The organism is Arthrobacter cavernae, from assembly GCF_017368795.1.
GTDB classification, from domain to species: Bacteria; Actinomycetota; Actinomycetes; order Actinomycetales; family Micrococcaceae; genus Arthrobacter; species Arthrobacter cavernae.
The window spans coordinates 42,626-62,843 of record NZ_JAFNLL010000047.1 but is presented as its reverse complement, the minus strand read 5'-3'; the positions used below and the strand labels follow the sequence as shown (position 1 = coordinate 62,843).

20 protein-coding genes are annotated in these 20,218 nt (G+C 64.2%); 12 read left to right on the top strand and 8 right to left on the bottom strand.

Translation table 11 applies throughout. The features are described from left to right. The first annotated feature begins 738 nt into the window (after positions 1 to 738). The gene (locus tag J1902_RS16350) at positions 739 to 996 is read left to right on the top strand and encodes a DUF3040 domain-containing protein (protein ID WP_207617368.1); all 258 of its coding nucleotides are present in this window, start codon (positions 739 to 741) and stop codon (positions 994 to 996) included. Positions 997 to 1,199: 203 nt separating this feature from the next. Here J1902_RS16350 and J1902_RS16345 read toward each other — a convergent pair whose 3' ends face one another. The 5 genes from J1902_RS16345 to J1902_RS16325 all read right to left on the bottom strand — a co-directional run bounded on the left by J1902_RS16345 (position 1,200) and on the right by J1902_RS16325 (position 8,464). Continuing rightward, positions 1,200 to 6,176 (bottom strand): helicase-like domain-containing protein, encoded by a 4,977-nt coding sequence (locus J1902_RS16345; RefSeq protein WP_207617367.1) that lies wholly within the window; start codon positions 6,174 to 6,176, stop codon positions 1,200 to 1,202. A gap of 113 nt (positions 6,177 to 6,289) precedes the next feature. Further along, positions 6,290 to 6,592, bottom strand: a complete 303-nt coding sequence (locus tag J1902_RS16340; RefSeq protein ID WP_207617366.1) for a TnpV protein — start codon at positions 6,590 to 6,592, stop codon at positions 6,290 to 6,292. A 148-nt stretch (positions 6,593 to 6,740) separates the two neighbouring features. After that, on the bottom strand, positions 6,741 to 7,040 hold the full coding sequence (locus J1902_RS16335) for a hypothetical protein (protein ID WP_207617365.1): 300 nt from the start codon (positions 7,038 to 7,040) through the stop codon (positions 6,741 to 6,743). Positions 7,041 to 7,079: 39 nt separating this feature from the next. Then, a complete protein-coding gene (locus J1902_RS16330) occupies positions 7,080 to 7,217 on the bottom strand; it encodes a hypothetical protein (protein ID WP_207617364.1) in 138 nt (45 codons plus the stop codon). A gap of 476 nt (positions 7,218 to 7,693) precedes the next feature. Further along, a complete protein-coding gene (locus J1902_RS16325) occupies positions 7,694 to 8,464 on the bottom strand; it encodes a ParA family protein (RefSeq protein ID WP_207617363.1) in 771 nt (256 codons plus the stop codon). A gap of 579 nt (positions 8,465 to 9,043) precedes the next feature. On the opposite strand from J1902_RS16325, the gene J1902_RS16320 reads away from it, so the two are divergent. After that, complete coding sequence (locus tag J1902_RS16320) at positions 9,044 to 9,571, top strand: hypothetical protein (RefSeq protein ID WP_207617362.1); 528 nt, start codon at positions 9,044 to 9,046, stop codon at positions 9,569 to 9,571. On the opposite strand, the gene J1902_RS16315 is transcribed toward J1902_RS16320, so the two are convergent. After that, on the bottom strand, positions 9,568 to 11,022 hold the full coding sequence (locus J1902_RS16315; protein WP_242702111.1) for a hypothetical protein: 1,455 nt from the start codon (positions 11,020 to 11,022) through the stop codon (positions 9,568 to 9,570). The two genes, J1902_RS16320 and J1902_RS16315, sit on opposite strands and share 4 nt — an antisense overlap. 542 nt (positions 11,023 to 11,564) lie before the next feature. Further along, a complete protein-coding gene (locus tag J1902_RS16310; RefSeq protein WP_207617360.1) occupies positions 11,565 to 11,807 on the bottom strand; it encodes a hypothetical protein in 243 nt (80 codons plus the stop codon). A gap of 480 nt (positions 11,808 to 12,287) precedes the next feature. On the opposite strand from J1902_RS16310, the gene J1902_RS16305 reads away from it, so the two are divergent. The 4 genes from J1902_RS16305 to J1902_RS19455 are packed head-to-tail and all read left to right on the top strand — an operon-like array spanning position 12,288 to position 14,683. Continuing rightward, positions 12,288 to 12,722: a hypothetical protein gene (locus J1902_RS16305; protein WP_207617359.1), complete on the top strand. Its 435-nt coding sequence runs from the start codon at positions 12,288 to 12,290 to the stop codon at positions 12,720 to 12,722. After that, positions 12,719 to 13,714, top strand: coding sequence for a hypothetical protein (locus J1902_RS16300; protein ID WP_207617358.1), 996 nt, complete (start codon positions 12,719 to 12,721; stop codon positions 13,712 to 13,714). The genes J1902_RS16305 and J1902_RS16300 overlap by 4 nt, the downstream gene beginning before the upstream one ends. Continuing rightward, positions 13,668 to 14,255 carry a hypothetical protein gene (locus tag J1902_RS16295; protein WP_207617375.1) on the top strand — a complete coding sequence of 196 codons (588 nt, stop codon included), beginning with the start codon at positions 13,668 to 13,670 and terminating at the stop codon, positions 14,253 to 14,255. Before J1902_RS16300 ends, J1902_RS16295 begins: the two co-directional genes overlap by 47 nt. Beyond that, complete coding sequence (locus J1902_RS19455) at positions 14,252 to 14,683, top strand: hypothetical protein (RefSeq protein WP_242702110.1); 432 nt, start codon at positions 14,252 to 14,254, stop codon at positions 14,681 to 14,683. Before J1902_RS16295 ends, J1902_RS19455 begins: the two co-directional genes overlap by 4 nt. A gap of 203 nt (positions 14,684 to 14,886) precedes the next feature. Here the strand turns inward: J1902_RS19455 and J1902_RS16285 are convergent, their stop codons facing one another. Continuing rightward, positions 14,887 to 15,255: an ArsR/SmtB family transcription factor gene (locus J1902_RS16285; RefSeq protein ID WP_207617357.1), complete on the bottom strand. Its 369-nt coding sequence runs from the start codon at positions 15,253 to 15,255 to the stop codon at positions 14,887 to 14,889. Positions 15,256 to 15,401: 146 nt separating this feature from the next. Here J1902_RS16285 and J1902_RS16280 point away from each other — a divergent pair, with 146 nt between their 5' ends. The 6 genes from J1902_RS16280 to J1902_RS16255 are packed head-to-tail and all read left to right on the top strand — an operon-like array spanning position 15,402 to position 20,163. Next, positions 15,402 to 16,475 (top strand): CHAP domain-containing protein, encoded by a 1,074-nt coding sequence (locus J1902_RS16280; RefSeq protein ID WP_207617356.1) that lies wholly within the window; start codon positions 15,402 to 15,404, stop codon positions 16,473 to 16,475. Next, a complete protein-coding gene (locus tag J1902_RS16275) occupies positions 16,472 to 16,990 on the top strand; it encodes a hypothetical protein (RefSeq protein WP_207617355.1) in 519 nt (172 codons plus the stop codon). The genes J1902_RS16280 and J1902_RS16275 overlap by 4 nt, the downstream gene beginning before the upstream one ends. A 36-nt stretch (positions 16,991 to 17,026) precedes the next feature. Further along, entirely contained in the window at positions 17,027 to 18,424 is a 1,398-nt protein-coding gene (locus J1902_RS16270; protein WP_207617354.1) for a MinD/ParA family ATP-binding protein, read from the top strand. A 41-nt stretch (positions 18,425 to 18,465) separates the two neighbouring features. Beyond that, complete coding sequence (locus J1902_RS16265; protein WP_207617353.1) at positions 18,466 to 19,071, top strand: DUF6668 family protein; 606 nt, start codon at positions 18,466 to 18,468, stop codon at positions 19,069 to 19,071. Between the two features lie 42 nt (positions 19,072 to 19,113). Beyond that, the gene (locus tag J1902_RS16260) at positions 19,114 to 19,386 is read left to right on the top strand and encodes a TrbC/VirB2 family protein (RefSeq protein ID WP_207617352.1); all 273 of its coding nucleotides are present in this window, start codon (positions 19,114 to 19,116) and stop codon (positions 19,384 to 19,386) included. A 21-nt stretch (positions 19,387 to 19,407) separates the two neighbouring features. After that, positions 19,408 to 20,163 (top strand): DUF8175 domain-containg protein, encoded by a 756-nt coding sequence (locus J1902_RS16255; RefSeq protein ID WP_207617351.1) that lies wholly within the window; start codon positions 19,408 to 19,410, stop codon positions 20,161 to 20,163. Positions 20,164 to 20,218: the final 55 nt, after the last annotated feature.

Below are 20,218 nucleotides of genomic sequence, written 5' to 3'. Positions count from 1 at the left end.
GCGTGCCACCGGCGATGTAGCGGACATCAGTTGGCTCCTTTCCCTGGAACGGATGGTGCCTACCCCCGAAACCTAGGCCTTGGGCGGACCGCTGTTCTGTGAACAGGGACACACAACGTCGAAAAAGGCGGCATCATACGGAGCCGCTGTTGACCATGTCAGTCCGGTCGGAGCCCACGAGGACGGATCGAACGGGACCCAACAAGGCCATGCCCGGCACAGCGCTTCCGGGAGCGAAGCGCGGATCGCCTGCCGCAGATCTTCCAGGGACGGCTGGCCGGAAATGCCGGATGGCGTCCGGTGCAGCCGACACGCAACCGCTGGCTCCGCGACGGCCGGGAACAAGTCCGAACCGTTGATCCCGAACGTCGGCGACCCATGGAAGGACAGCTCCACGGCCTCATCTTCTGCAGTGATCTCCCGAGTCTTCACCACCCCAGGTACCCCTCCAGCGCCAGGGCCGTATCGAAGAGAATCCGGGCAGCGTCACGGCGCGGGCATCCAGGTATGGCCAACAATTCAAGCTCCATAACTCCAGTGTCCACCCGCCAAAGGGTGCGACAGGAGTGTTCACGACCTTGGACGCCCCGCCAAGCTCCCAGCACGTCCCTGCACATTCAGAGAGAGCCCTGCCGGCTATGGAACGGATCGGGGAACACGTCGATAATGAAAGGAAGCTGTCATACCGGCAAATCTTCTGCCTGAGATGCCCGCCGGGGCAGCAGGAAGGGTTCTGCAATGCCATTGTCTGAATATGAGCGCAGGCGCCTTCAAGAACTTGAGAATGATCTGGCCGCTGACGACCCGGACCTGGCCCAGGAACTGAGGTCCGGTAAACCACCTCGCCGATCAGTCCGCCGGATCGTCGGGACCACCGCAGTCCTAGCAGGCCTCGGCATGGTCATCATGGGAATCGCCGCACAGCTGGCGGGCCTCGGGATCTTGGGCTTCCTCCTGATGGTCGCAGCTACCTATGGCTTCCTCGGTCGTCAGTAGGGTAATCCGGCGGAACAGCGGCCGATTCGTTCCGGTCATGATTGCGGTCTCGAGTGTCTTCCCGGATGGGCGGTGTGAGCCCACGGTGGCGGTCGAAAAGAACCCCGAAGGCGTTACCATCTCCGTTGACAACTCGATGCCACAACACCTCTCTTGGGAGGGACTCCCCGGTGTGGCGGGGCCCCGCCCGTCCCACCGATCGACTATCGCTCGAGGTCGGTGTCGCGTGCACGGTGCGGGTCTGCGCCGGGTCTGCCGTGAGTCGTCGGGGTGCCGGGAGGACGCGTTGATCCGGGGCGGGTCGGGAAGTTCGCGGCGTGGAGCCTGTGGAACCGGGCCAGCGCCGGGTCCACGGCATCCGCCGTTTCCGGGGTTTCCGGTTGGGCTTGTTTGGCCGGTTCGATGGAGGCTTTGAGTTTCCCGTCCAGCTCCGCGCATGCCGCCCGGGCCCGGGCCAGCTTCTGTTCGTATTTGAACGGCTTGCCTTGCTGGGCCTCGACGTCGGTGAGGACGGCTTTCTTCTCGGCGATGGTCCGGAGCAGCTGCGCCTCGTAGTCCGGGAGGCCGGCCACTTTGTTCTCCAGCCGGGTCACGATGCCGGCGCTGCCTTCGAGCAGTTCCGTCCGGGTGAAGACCAGTGGCGGAACCGGGACTCCTTTGAGGGTCACGGCGAGGTCCTCGTAGGACCCGAGCCGTGAATCACCGGCCGCGTTGCGTACCTGCAGCTCGTGGCCGCCGAGGGTGGCCAGGACGCCGTAGTCCCGTTTCTGGCGGTAGTAGTTTCCGTACTCGGGGGTGTGGGTGCGGACCCATTCGGAGATGGCGGCGACGGCTTCGGGACGTTTCGTGTGGACCCGTCCGTCGATGGTGGCGGTGAAGTTCTCCCCCGCCGTCGAGGTGATGCGCGGTATCGCCGCCTGCAGGGCGGGCAGCTGGTCCTCGGCTTTCGTGATGCTGCTGTGCGCGGCCGATTTCGTCCAGGCAAGGGTGCTTTGTCCCTTGTCGTGGGCGCGTTTGAGCCGTTCCAGTTTGGTGCGGGCGGCGTCGGCCTCGATCTTTTCCATCACCAGGGGGTTGCCGCTGGTGGCCGCCTTGATCTGCGCGGCGTTCAGCGCCAGGTCTCCGACGTCCTCGATCTCGCGGATGTCCAGCCGGCCGCGGAGGACCTGCTGGATCATGGTGGCCTTGCGCTGGATCCCGTCCCAGGCGGCGCTGTCGTAGCTGCCCACCGTGGCGTACTGGAAGTTGTGCACCTCGGGGTTGGCGTTGCCCTGGCGGATGATGCGCCCGTCGCGCTGGGTCAGGTCCGCCGGCCGCCAGGGGCAGGTGACGTGGTGGATGGCTTTGGCCCGCAGCTGCACGTTCGTTCCGGTGCCCATCATGGCGGTGGAGCCGATGAGCACGGCGACGTCGCCGGAACGGCATTGGGCGAAGAGCTGCGCCTTCTGCTCCGGCTTCGCGGCGTCCTGGACGAAGCGGATCTGCCCGGCCTGGATGCCTCCGGCCACGAGCTGGTCCTTCAGCTGCTGGTAGGCGGTCCAGACGGGTTTCCCGTCGGGGCCGGTGTCCTTGGACGGGGTGCTCATGTCGCAGAAGATGATCTGCAGCGCACCGCGCTTGGCGGACATTTCCCCGGACCGGAAGCTGGTTTCGTACTCGTTGTCCCGGTTCTCTTCCCAGACCTTCAGCGTCTTGGCGACCACCTGGTCGATCTTGGTTCCGGACTGGGGGCCGATGCCGACCATGCGCAGGTCAAGGGCGGCCCTGCGGCCGTCGTTGTAGACGCTCAGGGCATTGTCGGCGCCCTTCTGCGCCCATCCGGAGAGGGCGTCGAGCCGGTCGGCGAGTCCTGCCATGTAGTCGGCCAGTTCCGGCGGCTGCGGGATCAGGACCAGCTCGGGCTGGCGTTCCCCGTCCCCTGGGCGGCGGGCGAGGTCGGGGGTTTTCAGGTTCAGGTCCTCGGAGAGTTTCACGTCGGCGAAGACGTGGAAGCTGCGCAGCATTTCCGGGACGTTCTTGAATTTGGCGAAGCGCGGCTTGTTCTTCAGCCGTCCGCCGGCGTCCATCTCGATGGCGGTGACGGTCTCCCCGAATGTTGCGCCCCAGACGTCGAAGTTCTCCACGCCGGAGGCCTGCAGCAGGTCCGGGCGCAGGTAGCGCTGCATGACGTGGGCTTCGGTGATGGAGTTCGCGATCGGGGTGCCGGTGGCCATGGTCACGACGCGTTCCCCGTGCGTGCCGCGCAGGTACTCGAGCTTCAGGTGCATGTCGGTGGCCCGCATGGACCCGGTGATCTCGGCGCCCTTGATGTTCGTGACGGTGCGCAGGTTCTTGTAGTCGTGCGCCTCGTCCACGAAGAGGTAGTCGACGCCGGTGTCCTCGAACGTCAGTCCGGGATCCGGGGCGGTGTCCATGAGGCGCTTCATGCGCTCCTCTTCGCCCTGGAGTTTGGTTTCGAGCTTCTTCACCGTGGTCCGGTCTTCGCCTTCGGCCTGGGCGTTGACGATGGTCCGGCGGACGTCGGCGATGATGGATTCCTGGTAGGCCTCGATGGTTTCGGCCTTGACGCCGATGCTCTTGAAGGCCTGCTGGGTCATGATGATGCCGTCCCAGTCGTTCGCTGCGGCGCGGGCGACGAACTGCCGGCGGGCGGACAGGTCCCCGCTCCGGGTCTTGATGTCATCACTGCCTGCGGAGAGCAGGCGGGCCTGCGGGTAGAGTTCCAGCCACTCGCGGGTGAACTGTTCGAGCATGTGGTTGGGGACAACCACCATGGGCTTGGTCGCCATGCCCAGGCGCTTGAGTTCCATCGCGCCCATCACCATTTCGGCGGTCTTGCCCGCCCCTACCTCGTGGAAGAGGCCCACGGCGGGTTCGGAGATGATCCGGGCGACGGCGGTGCGCTGGTGCGGGTGCGGGGTGAAGGACCTGGCCAGCCCGGGGAGGGTCAGGCGTCCGCCTTCCTTGGAGTAGTCCCGCAGGGCGATGGAGTTGAAGCGGCGGTTGTATTCATCGATGAGCCGGCCGGCGCGTTCGGGGTCTTCCCAGACCCATTCCGCGAACCGTTCCTGCAGGGCCTCCGCTTTTTCCTGGGCCGCTTCGGTTTCTTCGAGGTTGGCGACGGCTTTGCCGTCGGCGTCCTTGTCTTCGACCTGGATGCTCTTCTGTTCCAGGATGCTTTGCAGCAGGTCCGGTGCCGGCCTCCGGCTGGTGCCCCATTCGTTGGTGGACCTGACCGATCCGCGGTTGGCCTTGACCCGCCAGATGCCGCCGCCGACGCTGCTGACACTGGCGCGGGGGTCGGCCAGGACTTCCTGGACGAAGCGCTGGTGTTCCTCCGGGGAAATCCAGACGGCACCGAGGCGGGCTTCGACGTCCTCCATTCCCACCCGTGGGGGCTGTACCTCTTCGAGGGCGGTGACGTTCACGTTCCACCGCCCGTCGCCGGCGGCCGCGGCGCGGGCGGCGTCGAGTTTGGTGCGGACGTTCCCGGACAGGTACTCCGGTGCGGTGACGAGCTTGCCGGTTTCGGGGTCGTCGAAGACGAGCGTGCCCAGCTGCTCGCGGGCTTCCTCTTCCGTGATGCCCAGCAGCTCCGCGATCGGTTCCAGTTCCGGGGCGCCGTAGCTGTCCAGGGCGATGGCAAGGGCTTCGTCAATGGTGTCCGCGCCCATCAGTGGCTTGCGGGCCACCACCTGGCGGTGCTGGAGCAGGGCCGCCGGGGACGCGTTCCGGGTTTCCTCGTTGAAGGTTTCCAGGGCCCCGGGCAGTGCGCCGAAGGGGTCGGTCTGGCGCAGGATCCGCACGGCCGGGGCCGGACGGTGCGTCACGATGGACTCGCCGGTTTCCTTGTCGATCCGCTCGGACGTGGTGTAGCGGTTCACGGGCCCGTATTTGTCCGTGTATCCGCCGTAGAGGTTGGCCAGGGCCGTCCGCCGGGTGTCGAGTTCCGGGGTGTCTTCGCTGTCGGCCGCTTCCATCTCCAGGAGGGACCGGGCCCCGTCGCGGAGTTTCAGCAGCTCCCGCAGCTCGGTGGTGTGGGCCTTCGGCACCGGGAAGGGTGCCTGCTCCCCCGCCTGGGTGATGGTGAAGGACCCGTCGGGCCGGGCGGTGATGGTTCCGTCCCATTCCTGCCCGGTGGCCGGCAGGAGCGCGGCGGGGGTCTTCCCTGCCGAGACATCGGCGGGGGCCTGTCCGAGGTTCCGGGCCAGCGCCTCGGTCACGATCACGTCCAGCCGTTCCGCAAGCAACGCGGGAACGGCGGAGAGGTCGTCGGCCTTCACACTGACGGTTTCCTCGCCGTACATGCCGTTCCCGACGGTGATCTGCCCCAGGACGTTCGCCGGGTTCAGGTCGAAGTAGTTGTTGATCTTCACGTTCCGGCCGTCGATGATGACGGGCCCGACCCGCTCCCAGTCGGTGTTGCCCGGTTCGCGTCCCGGCTCGCGCTTGCGCAGCAACAGCAGGTCGGTGAGGGCTTCGGTGCCGGAGGCACGCCGGTGGGCGCCGGTGGGAAGGCGCACGGCACCGACCAGATCGGCCACCGCGCTCATCTCACGCCGGGAGGTGGGGTTCGCGGCGTCCATGGTGAAGCTCGAGGACAGCACTGCGACGTAGCCCCCGGGCTTCACGGCTGCCAGGGACTTGAGGATGAAGTGGTTGTGCATCGAATGCCGGGAATCCGGGTTGTGGGTCTTGTCGTAGAGGGCGTTCTTGCTGAACGGAACGTTGCCGACGGCCAGGTCAAAGGAGTTGCGCTGGACGGGGGTGTCCGCGAAGGACTCGTTGCGGATGTTCGCGTCCGGGTACAGGCCGCGGGAGATGGAAGCGGTCAGCGGGTCCAGCTCGACGCCGGTCATGCGGGCGTTCCCCGGGGCGAAGCCGATGAACGTTCCCGCACCGGATCCCGGTTCCAGGACCTCTCCCCCGGCGAAACCAAGCCGGTCCACGGCCGACCAGATTTCCTTCACCAGGGAAGCGTCGGTGTAGTAGGCGTTGGTCGTCGTCCGGGAAGCGGCCGCGTATTCCCGCTCGCTCAAGATCTGCTGCAGCCGGGTACGCTCGTCCGCCCAGTCTGCCTTGTCGAACAGCTGGGGGACGGCGCCCCAGCTGGACCACCGCGCCAGGCTCCGCTGCTCCGCCTCCGTGGCCGGGCGCTGCCGCGCATCCAGTTCCCGCACGATGCGGATCGCTTCGAGGTTGGCCGCGAAGCGTGCCTTCTGCCCCGACGGGGCCAGGTCGGCCTGGGACTGCGGCCTGAATCGTGCCGCCGCTGCTGACGGGGCCGGCTGGTCTAGTCGTTCTGGGGCAGGGGCGTCGTCTCCATTTCCTCCGGTTCCTGCGGCAGGTCCGCGTAGATCATCTCCTGGTACACCATCTCCCGGGCGCGCAGCTTGGCCATGTTCACCAGGCCCACGTATTCCAGCGGCGGCTCGTCGCCCCGGACCGGGGTCAGCTGTTCGCTCAGCTCCCAGATCTGCTGCTGGATCTCCTCCCCCAAAGTCGAAAAGTGTGTCTCGGGGTCCGCGATCTGCGCGAACGTCGCCGGGTCGTGCTTCTGCATCGTTTCCATGGCGTGTCTGCCGTGCTCGTTCATTTACAACCTCTTCCGGTTCGCCCCACAAGGACTCCAGACTCAGCTGGCCCTCAATGTGGTTTTTCGATTTTCTCGGTGCCATGTGCGCCTGTTCCCCTCCGTTTGCCTCCACGCTAGCGAAGGCACCGGCGGATTAACAGCCGCGGCTTTACCCTGGCGGGGTTCTCACTGCATTGACGACGGAGACGACCACAGCGATGACGAACGCCACCATGAGGACGGCGAAGATCACCAGGGCAGGATTGATCCAAGAGGGGACCAGGTCATAGGCGGCGTTGCACTTGTTGTGCATCGGAAAGATCCGGCTCGGTTCCTGCCAGTTCTCGCTCCGGTAGCCGCTGTCGTACGTTTGACCCCTGGCCGCACAGGTCTCGTCGACCTCGTGGCCTCCGGCCCAGGCCCCGATCATGAAAGTGACCGCGACCGCGACGAAAGAAACGAATGCCATCCGCAGCCAGACCAGTGGCGTAATCCGCCGCATCTCCGATCAGCCCTCCTTCTCAGCCCCGGACTGGCCCGGCGCGGTCTGCAGGCTTTTCCGTTGCCGGGCGAGGTCACGAATGACGGTGGCCTCGCTGACGTCGATGGTCTTGGCGATGTCGTGCACCTGGCGGGGGACACACACGACAACCGAGATCGCCGAACGCTTCGCGGTGTGAATTCCGTACCGATCCTTCTCGGACCCCGAACACGGTCATCTGAGCCTTCGCATGTACTAAGGATATTAATAAATCTGTCTAGACGGATTTATTAACGTCGGAGCCTGTCCCGAATGGCCTCATCCAAGAAGTCGATGATGGTGATCCCGGTTTCATCAAGGTAGGCATCGAGTTCGTCACGGAGGTTGATTTCAATCTTTGACGAAAACGGCTCCATCCTGCGCTTACTCCGGGGCCGGCCCGGTCCGGGACGCTTTAGGGATGGGCCTGTTTCCCCTGCCTGCTGGGAGGCGGGCGTAGCCTGCTCTCTTCGCTTTTCAGCTGGCTCAGTGCGCTCGGCACTAGTAGTTTCCGCTACGCTCCTAGGATCCGTCGATGTAAGCACTTCAACGACATCAGCAGTGGGTACTTTTCGGATAGACGACTTTCTCTCCAGCGCCAACTACTTCGCTCCGTCCAAGAACCGTGCGTGTGCCACGAATTTTTCCGTCATGATGGCTGCTCCTCTGCCGCTGAGCTTGGTCAGTGGCGATCGAGTACTGACCGAGTCCTGCATCGCAGTTCTGAGTGGAAGATGTGGCGTCTTAATATCGCTGCCATAGGTCCCTTCAAGTTCACCGATTTGAAAGGCGTGTTCGGAGGTCAGGGGTGAGCTCGTCTTGTTGATGATGATGCCCATGAATTCCAAAGCGGGGTTCAAATGGGGCAAGGACTTGACCTTCTTGACTGTTTCCAGGAACTCGGTGACTCCTTTCACCGAGAATGCTGCAGGCTCAGTGACAGCCAAGACCCGGTCCGCCCAGATCAGGCCGTTCAGCGTCAAGCGGCCGAGGGCGGGAGGCAAGTCGATGAGGATGTGGTCGTATTCTGAGAGCTCATCCGCTCCCCATGCCGCCGTCTTAAGCCGCAGCTCAGGCGTCAGCATTGATTCAGACTCCAGCCGCGCTAGAGATTCCGAGCTGGGGATCAGATCGATTCCTGACCAGGATGTTTCCGTAATGGCCTGCCCGAGAGTGCCAGCTTCGCCTCCATAGAGCACATCAAAGACATCGAACTCTCCAGTTCCTTCCAACGCTTCTGTGACGTTGGCCTGCGGGTCCAGATCAATGACCAAGACCTTCTTCCCGATGAGCCGGAGGCCGGTGGCCAGGCCGAGGGTCACGGACGTTTTACCGACCCCGCCCTTGCGATTGCCTACTGCCGTGACTTTCACGTCGATCCTCTCGTTGCAAATTATCTCCAGACAGATTGGCAGACGGACGGACATATGTCAATCCGTCTGTCAATCAATACATCATGACGTATTTAATTATTGAGTGATGAGAGCAGACTGCGACTCCATGACCGGGCGCCGCATGCCTTGTAGTCTCCTGCTGACCGGAGGGGGGCCGTCAGCATATGGGGACTTTCGCGTTCGGCCATCACGTCAAACGTCATCGACACTCATCAGTAATTCAATACGTCATGACGTATTGAATTACTGGGGGCCTCACGTGCTCGGACATGCCACTCCACTTCCTGGGGTCTCTTCAACTCCCACACCGAGTGGCTACTTCTTGGGCTCGCAGCAGAGGCCTGCACCGTTGTTCATTAAATATGTCATGACGTATTTAATGAACAACCAGCGAAAGCGATCTTCGTTCCTCGGGGTTAAGCTCCTAGGACCCGATGGGGCCCATGACGTCCCGGGGCCAGCGAGGTCCAAATGGTGCCCTCATTGGCATGGATAAGGATCATGTCAGGGTTTCCTGACATGCTTTCGTGAGGAAACCCCGACATTGAGGAGTGATTCGTGGGCTGGGATGTGGGTGATGGCTTCCATGAGGGCCGGGCGGGTTGTGTGGTGCCTGACGGGCGGGTGGCGCGGGCCGTCACCGGTGCCGGTGTCCTGGTCGAGGGCGTCACGGGCCGCTATCCCCGGGATGAGGTCCTCCGGGGCCACGAGCTCGTGCCTGACAAGGATGTCGTTGGCTGGCAAGGGGCGTGTGAGTGCGGTTGGCAGGGTGTGCGGTGGGACCGGGTCCGGTCCTCTGCCCAGGCCAATCTGTCCAAGCGCCGCGCCTACGTCGCGTTTGATGGTTTCGCGACCCCGCCGGTCGCGGTGGAGGATGCCATCCTGCAGGAATGGCGGTGCCATGTGGCGTCGTGGGAGGTGGACATGGCCGCCCGCAACCATGCACGAGCCTTGGAGCGGCTCAACCAGGCCGTGGCGGCGGCCAGGACCGCCGGAGCCAGCTGGGCCGACATCGGGCGGGACACAGGCATGTCGCGCCAGTCCGCACACGAACGCTGGACCCGCCGCCCGGACACCCGCAGTTAGGCCGCGTACCATATCCGGTGCGCCAGCCCGGGGTCATCGGGAGAGGGCGGCAGCCAGTACTCATCAACCTCGACGTCGTGGACCTCGTATTCGGCTAGGTCCGGAACCAGGTGGCGGTCCAGCCAAGCATGCCAGGCGGCCCGCTCCCGGCGGTGCCGGCTGATCTGCGCGGACACCTCCTCCATCACACCCAGACGCCTGGCCAGATCCAGGAGGCCTACTGCCGGATTCACCCTCCAGCTCCGGTCCTGACGGGCAATCATGTCCAGCGCGGCCATGTCGGCCAGGGCCGTTTCCACGGCCGAGCGGCTCAGCCCGGTGGAACGGATGATCTCGGCGCCGGTGGGGGCGTGGCGGCCGCGTTCGATGGCTTCGTACACCAAAGCCGCAGGGTCCCCAAGCCCGCGGAAAACCGGCCGAATCCCGTGGATCTTGCCCCTGCGCCAGCTCAGCTCCCGCGCCAGCTCCCGGTACGCGGCCGGCAGCTGGACTAGGTAGACGTCCGCCGTGCGCCGGCGCCCCTCGGCGACCTTAACCAGAATCCCATCGGAAGCCGTCACCAGGACCGGCAGGAGCCGGGCGATCGTGACGTGGTGTTTGCCCAGCGCCGTGGCCAGCGTCCGGCACCCTACATCCAGCACATCGGTCTCCATCGTGCGCATGTAGCCCAGGATCGCCCGCAGCAGCAACCGCAGCCCCAGGCCTTCCCGGCCGCGGTCCTTAAGCCGGTGGTCCAGGACCGCATACAGAACGTTCTCAACGTCGTTCACCAGCTGGTGGACAGCAGCTTTGCTGCTGGAGATTCCTCCCCCCCCGGTGGGTTCAGGGAGGCTTGTGTTGTTAATAAACGCATGCTTTGCCCCCCGCTGAGGGGTGGCTGGTTTTTGGATCCAGGCGCAGGCCCTGGCCCATTCCCGGTGCAGGAGCCGCTCCTGCCGGGCCTGGCTCCCGTACAGGGCCGCCAGGCCCGGGAACTGGCCAGCGAGTTCCCGCTGGACCTGCTCCAGGGTCCAACCACAGGCGGCGAAGTGGTTCAGCACCGCCATCCGGGCCTCAGACGGGCCCTTGTACCGGGCCGTGTCGTACAGGCCGGTACGGGCAACCCGACGCAGTGTGGACTCGCTTCCCGAAAGAGGGTCAGAGGCGGTTGCAGGCATCTGCATGGCGCGGTTGGCCATTTTGGCATTGCGGGCTTTCAGTTCCCGAGTGCGGTGCAGCTCCGGTGTGAGCGCAGTGAGCAGGCGGTCCACGGCGGCAGCGGGGTTGCGGCGGCGCAGGACGTCGTAGGCCGCCGCCAAGGGAGTGAGTAATACCTGGTGGCCACCAGACTTGTGGACCGATCCCGGAACACGGATGCAACCGTCAGAAACGTTCTGATGCGGGCCTGGATCAAGGCTCGGAGCCAGCAATGTCATCGCCTCAACGAGCTCACGCACAACTGCGCCGTCCATGCGCTCGACCAAGGGGACGTAGAGATGGCGGCCTCCGCTGGGCGAGAAATCCTCCACCCAACGTAGACCGCACTCCGCCAAGAGCCTGCCCAACCGGACAGCGTCCTGATCCACCACGGCTCTTGCGGCTTTGGACGTATCCAAGTCAAGACAGACGGTGGCTACGGACCCATCAACTCCGTGGACCACGACAGCTGCCGGCCGCTCGGGCAAGGCTACCGATATTCTCGGCGGATTCTGAGGGCGCGGGTACTGGAATCGATCGCCGATCCACCGGCCAATACGGTACGTCGGCTGCCCCGCGATAAGGGGCGCCAGCGCCGCCCAGGCCTCCTTGGGAGATCCTTGATAGGCGACACTCGGGCGTTCATGTGTTGACGACGAGGGCATTGCCTGTAGCATTAAGGCCGTAGCTCCTTCCAGGAGGGTACGCAAAAGGACACCTACTCGTAGGTGTTCGGTTCAGTTCAGATCGTGATCCGCCAAGATAAGGATCTGAACGACATACTTTTTGAAGGCCCGCGAAAGCGGGCCTTCTTGGTTTAACTTGCCTTAGCGATAGGCAGAGCTCCTTGGAGTTGTTCACGGTCGAACCACGCAGGCAGACCGTCGGACTGAATCTCCGTCCGAATGTGCTTGAGGACCACTTCCATTGCCTCGCTCACGGACATGCCAGCCTTGCGGCCAATCTCGAATACGAGTTCTTTATCTTCCAGAGGGACAGACGTCACCAGCTGGACATTGTCCTTTGCTGTCCCGCGCTTACGGCGAAGTGAGGTAGTCATACAAGAAAAGTTAGCGTTAAGGCTAACGCTTTCGTGGGATCGATTGGCCTGGCGTGTCGTTGGACACTCTCTAGATGCCGCCGGTCGGAACGCTTCGTAGCGGGCGGATCCGGTGACTGGTGCCCGCTCGTGAGAGACACGCACGAGGGCGCGGACGTCGGAAGCGATGCCGTCAGCGATGCTCCGGGGTTCGTCCCTGGCATGTTTGAGGGCGCCGCTGCTCGGCGAGTAGCGCTTCGATCCTGGCGGCAATTCCTCGTCCCTTCCCGTGGCAAGCGTTCTTGTTGATTTGATGCTAGGCCGGCTCTTCATGTCATCCTGAACTTAGAAGCCTGGGGGATCTAAGTCAGAGAATAGTCTAGTCACACATGCGTGAGTCATGTGTGACGTTTAGTAAAAGTTGGGGAAGAAGTGTCACCGACGATGCCCGGGAGTAGCGCGGCCCTGGACAGTGGCTTGTCGCCCCAAGTAGCCGTTTCCATGCTGACCCTGCCAGAGCAAATCACCTTCGAAGCACTTCTTCAGGGGGTCTCCTTGGCCCACGGTAAGCCAGTCGTCATTCGTGAGGTCCCTGGCCACGTCCTGTCCGGAGTGTCGGGGCTTTGGGTTGAATCAGCGCATCGCTCTCTTGTGCTCGTCCGGAGCGGACTTTCCGAGTTGCACCGAATGCACGTGATCTGCCATGAGTTTGGCCATATCCTCCTTCAGCATCAAGGGTGCGAAGGGCTCGCCGCTTCCATGCCGTCAGTCTTCAATCACGTAGGCCGGACGAAGGGCATCAAGCGGATGCTTGCGCGATCCCCTCAATGGAATGACATGGAAAAGGCCGCCGAAGAGGTGGCTTACCGGCTTTCCGGCTTTGTGTTGGCCAAGCCAACAGTGCCGGGCAGCGACTTCGAAAAGGTCTTTGGATGAAACTCCTGCAGATACTGCCCGCTCTCATCCTTTGGTCTGTGGTGATAACCCGGATCATTGGGTTGAAGTTCGGGTGGAAGCCAGGAATCCTCAAGGCGATGGTTCTCGTGTCGATCGGCACGACACTGAACATAGACGCGGTCTACTTGGCTGTTGATGCAGGGCTGGGCCATCGGAACATCCTGAACCTGGTCGTCCATGTCGCTTTGGGGCTTGGCATGACCGAGCTAAGCCGCCTGATCGTGGCTGCCACGGGTGCGTCAAACGCCCGCTGGCGTCTGCTGGTACTCGTGGGCATTGGCTTGGCCGGCGCGCAGGCAGCCCTGCTGTTCTCGACGGGAACGCCTGGATCGGCCACCAATTTCACGGACGTTTTTGCGGGCATCCCCGCCATCGCTTGGTACCAGGGCTTGTTCTTCGCATGGATCGGCCTTATCACCGCTTACACGGGGGTAGAGTGCCTGCGCCGCAACCGGGCAGGTGAAACGGCGTCTTTCCGTATCGGATTCGACATCATTGCCGTCTCTTGCTTCGTCGGGGTGCTGGCGGTGGCAACCAAGCTGCTGCTGGTGGCACAGGAAGCGGCTGGGGCAGAGAACAGTGTCTCGGATATCGTGTATGTCGGATATCGCGTGTTGATCGCTCTCACCTTGATCGGCTTCGCGGTGGGCTTCGCGCTTCCTGCGTACCATCGGGGCCGGCAGCAGTGGACTGACCGCGCACGGTGCCGCAGCGCGCTGGTGAGGCTTCAGCCGATTGTGAGCAGGCTCCTTGAAACCGATGCAGGTCAACAGGCCCGAGAGGCTGCCGCGCTTAGCCTGCGGCCGCGATCCTCTCAGGATCAGCTGTACCGCTGGGTGATCTTTGTTGACGACATCCGGATTGAGAATCCGGAGCTCCTGTCAGCTGAGGAAGTCGACTTACTAGATGATATTGAGGCAAGAATTGCACGACGAGGCCCGGTTGGCGCCCAGGTTCCCACTGGCAGCTAGCTTTTCCAAGATTTTCACCCCAGCTGGTGTCCTGCTGGTGGTTGTTGTTCTCGCCGGTGTCAGGGCTGGACTCGGGATCCTGGGTGTTACGGCCCTTGCCCTCGGCGTCATTGTCGTTCCGGGGCTCGCCTACAAGAAGTTTTCGCTGCTGGCTGGGCCATTCGGAATGCCCGCGACCTGGCGAACGAGAGTAGTAACCATATTGACCGTTGTCGGGGCTCTGGCTTGTGCCTTGCTGAACGTTCCGGCCCCCGTTCCTGCGACCGTCGTCGCGCTGGTAGCCGGCAACGCGGGGTTGGCTTTGGCCCGCCGCTGGATGAACGCATCTGCACATGTGTCAGTTCTGACCTTCGCCGTTCTCTGGGGAACCGCGGTGTTCGGCCCGGCCGCAGCGTGGCTGTTGGTACTATCACCGATGATGCTGATCAGCCGGACCGCTCTCAGGGAACACACCTGGGGCGAAGCCGTGGTCGGCGCATTTATCGGAATGGTCTCCTTCGGCTGTTTTGTCGGAGCTAATAATTGGAGCTGGATCTCTTGAGTGATTTTGATCTGTCCCCGCGGCGGGCAGCCGGGATCCGGCGAGCTGAAACGCTCGCACGGAAGATCAATCTCCTTCTGGACGTCATCGTGTCCGATACCGGCAAACCCTTCGACTACACCGCCATCAGGGACGGGGCCCAGAAAGCCGGCTACTACCTGTCGCGGACCAGATGGTCCTTGCTGAAGTCCGGGAAAGAGCAAGTCGTGCCGGATGAGGCACTCCGCGCAATAGCCTCCGTCTTCGACGTCGACGCCGAATACCTCCTCCAGGAGGGGGGCAAGCTGCCCGAGCGAGTTGAGGCAGAGCTGGAACTGATCCGCAGCATGAGGCGCGCTGAAGTGCGCAATTTCGCTGCGCGGGCCCTTGGCCCCGTGGACCCGGAAGCGCTAAGAGCCATCGCCAAAATCCTCGATGAGGGCGTGTAGCCGCCGCCCGGCAACCCTCAGGCAAGTTTGACAGGACTCGTCACACTGCTATCGTCTTAGCTGTACTCACACATGCGTGACTCACGCCTGAGATCTGGAACCGGTCGACGAAACATGAACCCACCTCCGCGCAATCCGTCGCTTCCGCGCTCGGGGAAAGTGCCTGTGGCGCCAGCTCGAACGGCCCGCCATCGGACACCGGGTCACTTGGGGATTTCCGCCTGGCCTTGGGGGACAGGCGGCATCTCGCCCCTGCCGTGCACATACTTTTGGACCAGCCTGAGGAGATGCTCGGCCCTGGGCCGGTTGAGGGAATACGTCAGGGCGCGCGTTGACCGCTCGGAGGCTGGAAGGTTGGCTTCGATAACCCCGACGCTCTCGAGCTTACCGAGGCTCTGCACAAGCACGCTCTGACTAATGCCCGTGGACTCGGCTATCTGATAGCGCATCGAGGGCCCCTTGATCCTTAGGTGGCGCAGGATCTGCATCCGCACAGCCGTTCCGTAGGCCACGAGCGCGGCGTCGAGGTCCTGGGACCACTCGGGATCAACGGGGCGGACTTTCTTGGGCATAGTCCCTATTCTGCCGATAGATCAAAGGGGCTTGCTAATCATCATGATCAATTTAATACTTTAAATACTAAATCGCATACTTATAGTGTGTAGCTGTAGTCACTTTCCGAACACTGGGGAGTCCGTCGATCGCGCAAGGGGCAACTATGAAACCGAAGGGGCTATTGATCGGCGCCGCTGTTGCGGTGCCGTCCTTGTTCTTTGGGCTGATTTTCTCGATGGTGCTGCTTCTTGCCAGGCCGGCCGCTGCCGATTGTGGCCCCACCGGTTCCGTCACGGCCAGCGAAGACACCAAGGTCGAGGGCTACACGGCGGAGCAGCTTAGGAATGCTGCGGCGATCATGAACGCGGGCCGGACGTTGAATCTGCCGGTCAGGGGCCAGTTGGTCAGTGTGATGGTGGCCTTGGGGGAGTCGGGGTTGCGGGTGTTGGACCATGGCGACGGCCCCGGCCCGGATTCCAGGGGCCTGTTCCAGCAGCGCGATAACGGTGCGTGGGGGTCATACGAGGACCGCATGAGCCCGTCGATCAGCGCCGCCAACTTCATCAAGGCGCTCCAGAAGGTGGAGAGCTGGGAGCTGTTGGAACCGACGATTGCCGGCAACAGGGTCCAGCGCAATGCCGACCCGTACCACTACCAGAAGTACTGGAGTGCGGCGGTCCGGATCGTTGACGTCCTTTCCGACGCGTCCTTTTCCCTTGAAGGCAGCGGTTGCCCGCTGCCCGGTGACTCCGGGGCCGGGGATGACCTTCCCTGGAGGGATGCGCCGAGCTGGGTGCAGGTCGGCGCCAACGCCGCCAGCACCTCGCCGCTGGGCATGTACAACCGGGAGTGCGTGGATTTCGCGCTCTGGCGGGTGAACCAGCAGCTGGGCAGCACCAGCGCACCGTTCAAGGTCCACAACGGCACCTTCCGGCCCGACGGCCGGAAACTCGGATCGGCGGTGGCCTGGAGGGACGGCTGGCAGGCGAAGGGCTGGCCGATCGGCGGTACGCCGCGCGTTGGCGCGGTCGTCTGGTACGCCCCCGGGGTAGGCGGCGCGGACGGCACCTACGGTCACGTGGCCGTGGTGAAGGAAGTCAAGGGCAACGGGACCTTCGTTGAAGAGGGCTACAACGGCAATCCGCCACCGGACGATCACAACTACTACACCCGGACCGTCAGCAACGGCGTGCCCAGCGCCTTCCTCTACCTGCCCACCGAACAGGAGCACCCGTGAAGAAACCCCTTGCCCTTCTGGCCGCGGCCCTACTGTGCACCTCGTGTGCCCAGGCCGCCGGCACGTCTCCGGAGCCCCCGGCGAAATCCTCCACCAGCGCCGCACCGTCTGCTCCCGTCTCGTTGAGCGCGGGCAGCGGCCCGCAGGCCCCGGGAGCGACCCCGCCCGCGACGATGGGCATCACCTGGGATGAGGCCGGCAGGAAGTCAGCCGTGGAAGTGGCCGAACGGGCCATGGCCGATTTCGCCCGCCCTCGCACCGAAGCGACCCGGTGGGCCAATGACCTGGCACGCTGGATGACCCCGCAGGCCACGGCCGACTACTCCGCGGTCGACCCGGCCACTATCCCCGCCACCCGGCTGACGGGGCCCGCCCGGCTCACCGTCGATGAGGCCAACGGCTACGGGGCCGCGGCCACGGTTCCCACGGACGCCGGAACCTACACCGTGCAGCTCCTCCGGACCGCCAAAGATTCCCCGTGGAAGGTCCACCGGCTCACCCCGCCGGCTTCCTGACATCCCAGCCATCCCCGCCACGAAAGGAAGAACCCCATGGGTCTCAACCCAGCAGACGTCCTGGCTTTCCCGAAGATCCAGGCCATTGTCCGCGACAACGGCACGGCCGAAGTGGTTGTTGCCGGTAACTCCCGGAACGTGCAAACGGCAGAGTCCCTGCAGGAACTCCGCGAGAACGCCCTGGCCGTCGTCGTCGGAGAGGCCAGGACCTTGAACCGCCCCGTCCGGGTCCAGATTGATGACCCCGAGGGCCACGGTGAACTCCTCGTCAGTCCCGACGGCAGCAAAGAATCCGTCAGCTACACCGCCAAGGCCCCACGCCGCCGCGCCGAGCCGCCCGCAACGACTGCACCCACCCCGGCCACCGTCCCCGCCCCGAGAGGAAACGCCATGACCCCCACGCCCGAAACCACCACCCCACCGGCACCAGCCGTAGAGGAAGCGGCCGTGGAGGAAGCGGCCGTGGAGGAATTACCGAGGCGGCGCAGCCTGAAGGACACCTCCTTCCTGGTCAGCGCCCCCGTGCTGGAACCGGCCACGAAGGGCTGGCGGGGCACCCTGACCCGGATGGGATTCCGCATGGATCCTTCCGGGGATGAGATGTCCGAGCGCGAGGACATCAGGACCGTCAGCCAGCACTGGCCCGGCCCCCGCACGGTGGCCGTGGTCAACCGCAAGGGCGGCGCCAACAAGACGCCCACGGTCGTGATGCTCTCGGCGATCCTGGCCCGCTACAGCGGCGCGGCCACCGTCGCCTGGGACAACAACGAATCCCAGGGAACCCTGGGGTGGCGCACCGAAAAGGGCGCCCACGACCGGAGCGTCCTGGACCTGATCGATGCCTCACAGTCGCTGCTCTCACCGTCCACGAACGCCGCGGAAATCGCCAAGTTCGTCCACCACCAGACGGCGGACAAGTTCGATGTGCTGCGCTCGGACGAAAACGAGGAAGGCGACCACGAGGTGACCGCCGACGAGGTCGACATCGCCCACCAGGTCCTGACCCGGTACTACCGTCTGGTCATCATGGACTCCGGCAACACCGCCCGGGCGGCGAACTGGCGGCGGATGATCGAGCACACCAACCAGCTCGTGGTCCCGGTGACGGCGATTGAGGACCGCGCCGAGGCGGCCCGCCTGACGCTGCAGACCCTCGAATCCCGTGGTGGCCACGACGCCGAACTGGCCCGCAACGCCGTCGTGATCGTTTCCGAATCCACGGACGCCAAACGCAGCATGAGTGGCGAGGCACTCAAGCGGGCCAAGGACGAAGCCCGGCGGATCGCCGACGGCTTCGCCCCCTACGTCCGGGCAGTCGTGCGGATCCCGTACGACCCGGCCTTGGTCAACGGTCCCATCCGCTACGAAGCGCTGCAGCCGGCCACGCAGCGGGCGTGGCTGGCCGCGGCGGCCGCCGTCGCCAGCGGCTTCTAACCACTGCTCCTTCACACCACGACTTCTTGAAAGGGGGACACATGAACCAGTCACTGAACCCATGGATCACCAGCCCGGCCACGGGCACCGAAACCGAAGCCAGTGCCATGGAGCCGCGCCGTCCGCCGGCAGCGACGATCACCGGGCCCCTGCGGGGAATGGTGGAGCCGGATGCGGCGGACCGGCTCGGCCACCGGCCGGTGACCGGCACGGCCACCGTCTGGGTAGCCGGTGTTCACGGGGGAGCGGGGGAGAGCCGACTGGCCGGCATCCTGGACGGCGCACGGCCGACGGAACACGCCTGGCCCGTCCCGAACCGAGACCAAGACCAGGACCACGGCAGGCCTGCCGTGGTGCTGGTCTGCCGCTCCGACATGCGGGGCTTGAAGGCCGCGCAAAGCGCGCTCATTCAGTGGGCGTCCGGTGCGGCTCCGGACGTTGAGCTGCTGGGCCTCGCGGTCCTGGCCGACGCACCCGGAAAGCTGCCCAAGGCCCTGAGAGAGTTCGCCGTCCTCGTCGGCGGGGGAGCGCCCCGATTGTGGCTGCTTCCGTGGGTCGAATCCTGGCGGCTGGGCGACACGGGCGCTGGCCCGCCCGCCCGCGAGTACCAGCGCTTCGCCACGGATCTCGCCGCCCTCACAAACTAACCACCGACTTCAAAGCAGCTTTACCCCTCGAAAGGTCTCATCATGCACAACGTCATTGCCCGCCTTCCGCTCAGCGTCATCCCCGACCCGACCCCCGAGGTCCCTCCGCAGGCGGGCGGCCTGCTGACCGTGCTGAACTGGGCCTCCGGTATCGGCCTGGTCCTGGGCGTCCTTGGCGTGATCATCGTCGGCATCGGCATGGTCATCCAGCTGCGCCGCGGCGAAGGTGGAGAGTCCATCGGAAAGCTCGGCTGGGTCCTTGCCGGCTGCATCATCATCACCGGCGCAGGCGGCATCGTCCGCGCATTCGTCTGACCCTGCTACCGGAGGTTCATCATGAGCGAATCCACGCAAAGCACCACCGAACAGAATCCGTTCACCAAGCCCGGATTCATCATCTCGGCCGCCCTGGTGCTCGCCCTCAAAGCTGCCGTCATCGTTCTCTTCTTCCTGCCCAAGGGAGACAGCACCACACGGCCTGCGCCGGCCCCTTCGGAAAGCAATGCCGCGTCAGCACCCCCGGAGCCGGCCAAGGCTGCGGGGGAAAGCGTGTGCGGGCTCCCGTCGACGTCGGAAACCGCACTGGGTGCGGCCCCGAAATCCAACTGGGAACTGGTCGCACGGATGGCCACACCAACCGATCCCAAGACCTTCGGACCAGGGGTGAAGGACGAGGACGGGTTCCGTTCATGCTTCGCACACTCACCGACCGGAGCCCTCTACTCAGCCGTCAACCTTGCTGCGCTCGGTTCCTCCAAATCGCAGGAAATGAACATCAAGTTGGCGGAAAACCTGATCGTCCCCGGCACCGGGAGGGACGCGGCAAGAAGACAAGCCGCGACGCTGGCCCCGTCCGCTGGATCAGGAGAGAGCATCCAAGTTCGAGGATTTCTCCTCAAGTCCTACGCGGCCTTGGAAGCCAACGTCGATCTTGCTTTTGAAACGCCAGAGGGGGGCTTGGTTCACGCCGTTCTTCCACTCCAGTGGATCGACGGAGACTGGAAAGTAAAGGTCTCTGACAGCGGTCAGCTCATCAATGACGTGGCCGCGCTTAGTGACATGAGCGGCTTCATCTCATGGTCCGGGGTCTGAAGTGGCTGAATGCGCTCCACTAGATGTTCTTTGCCTCGGCGGAAACGTAGTATCC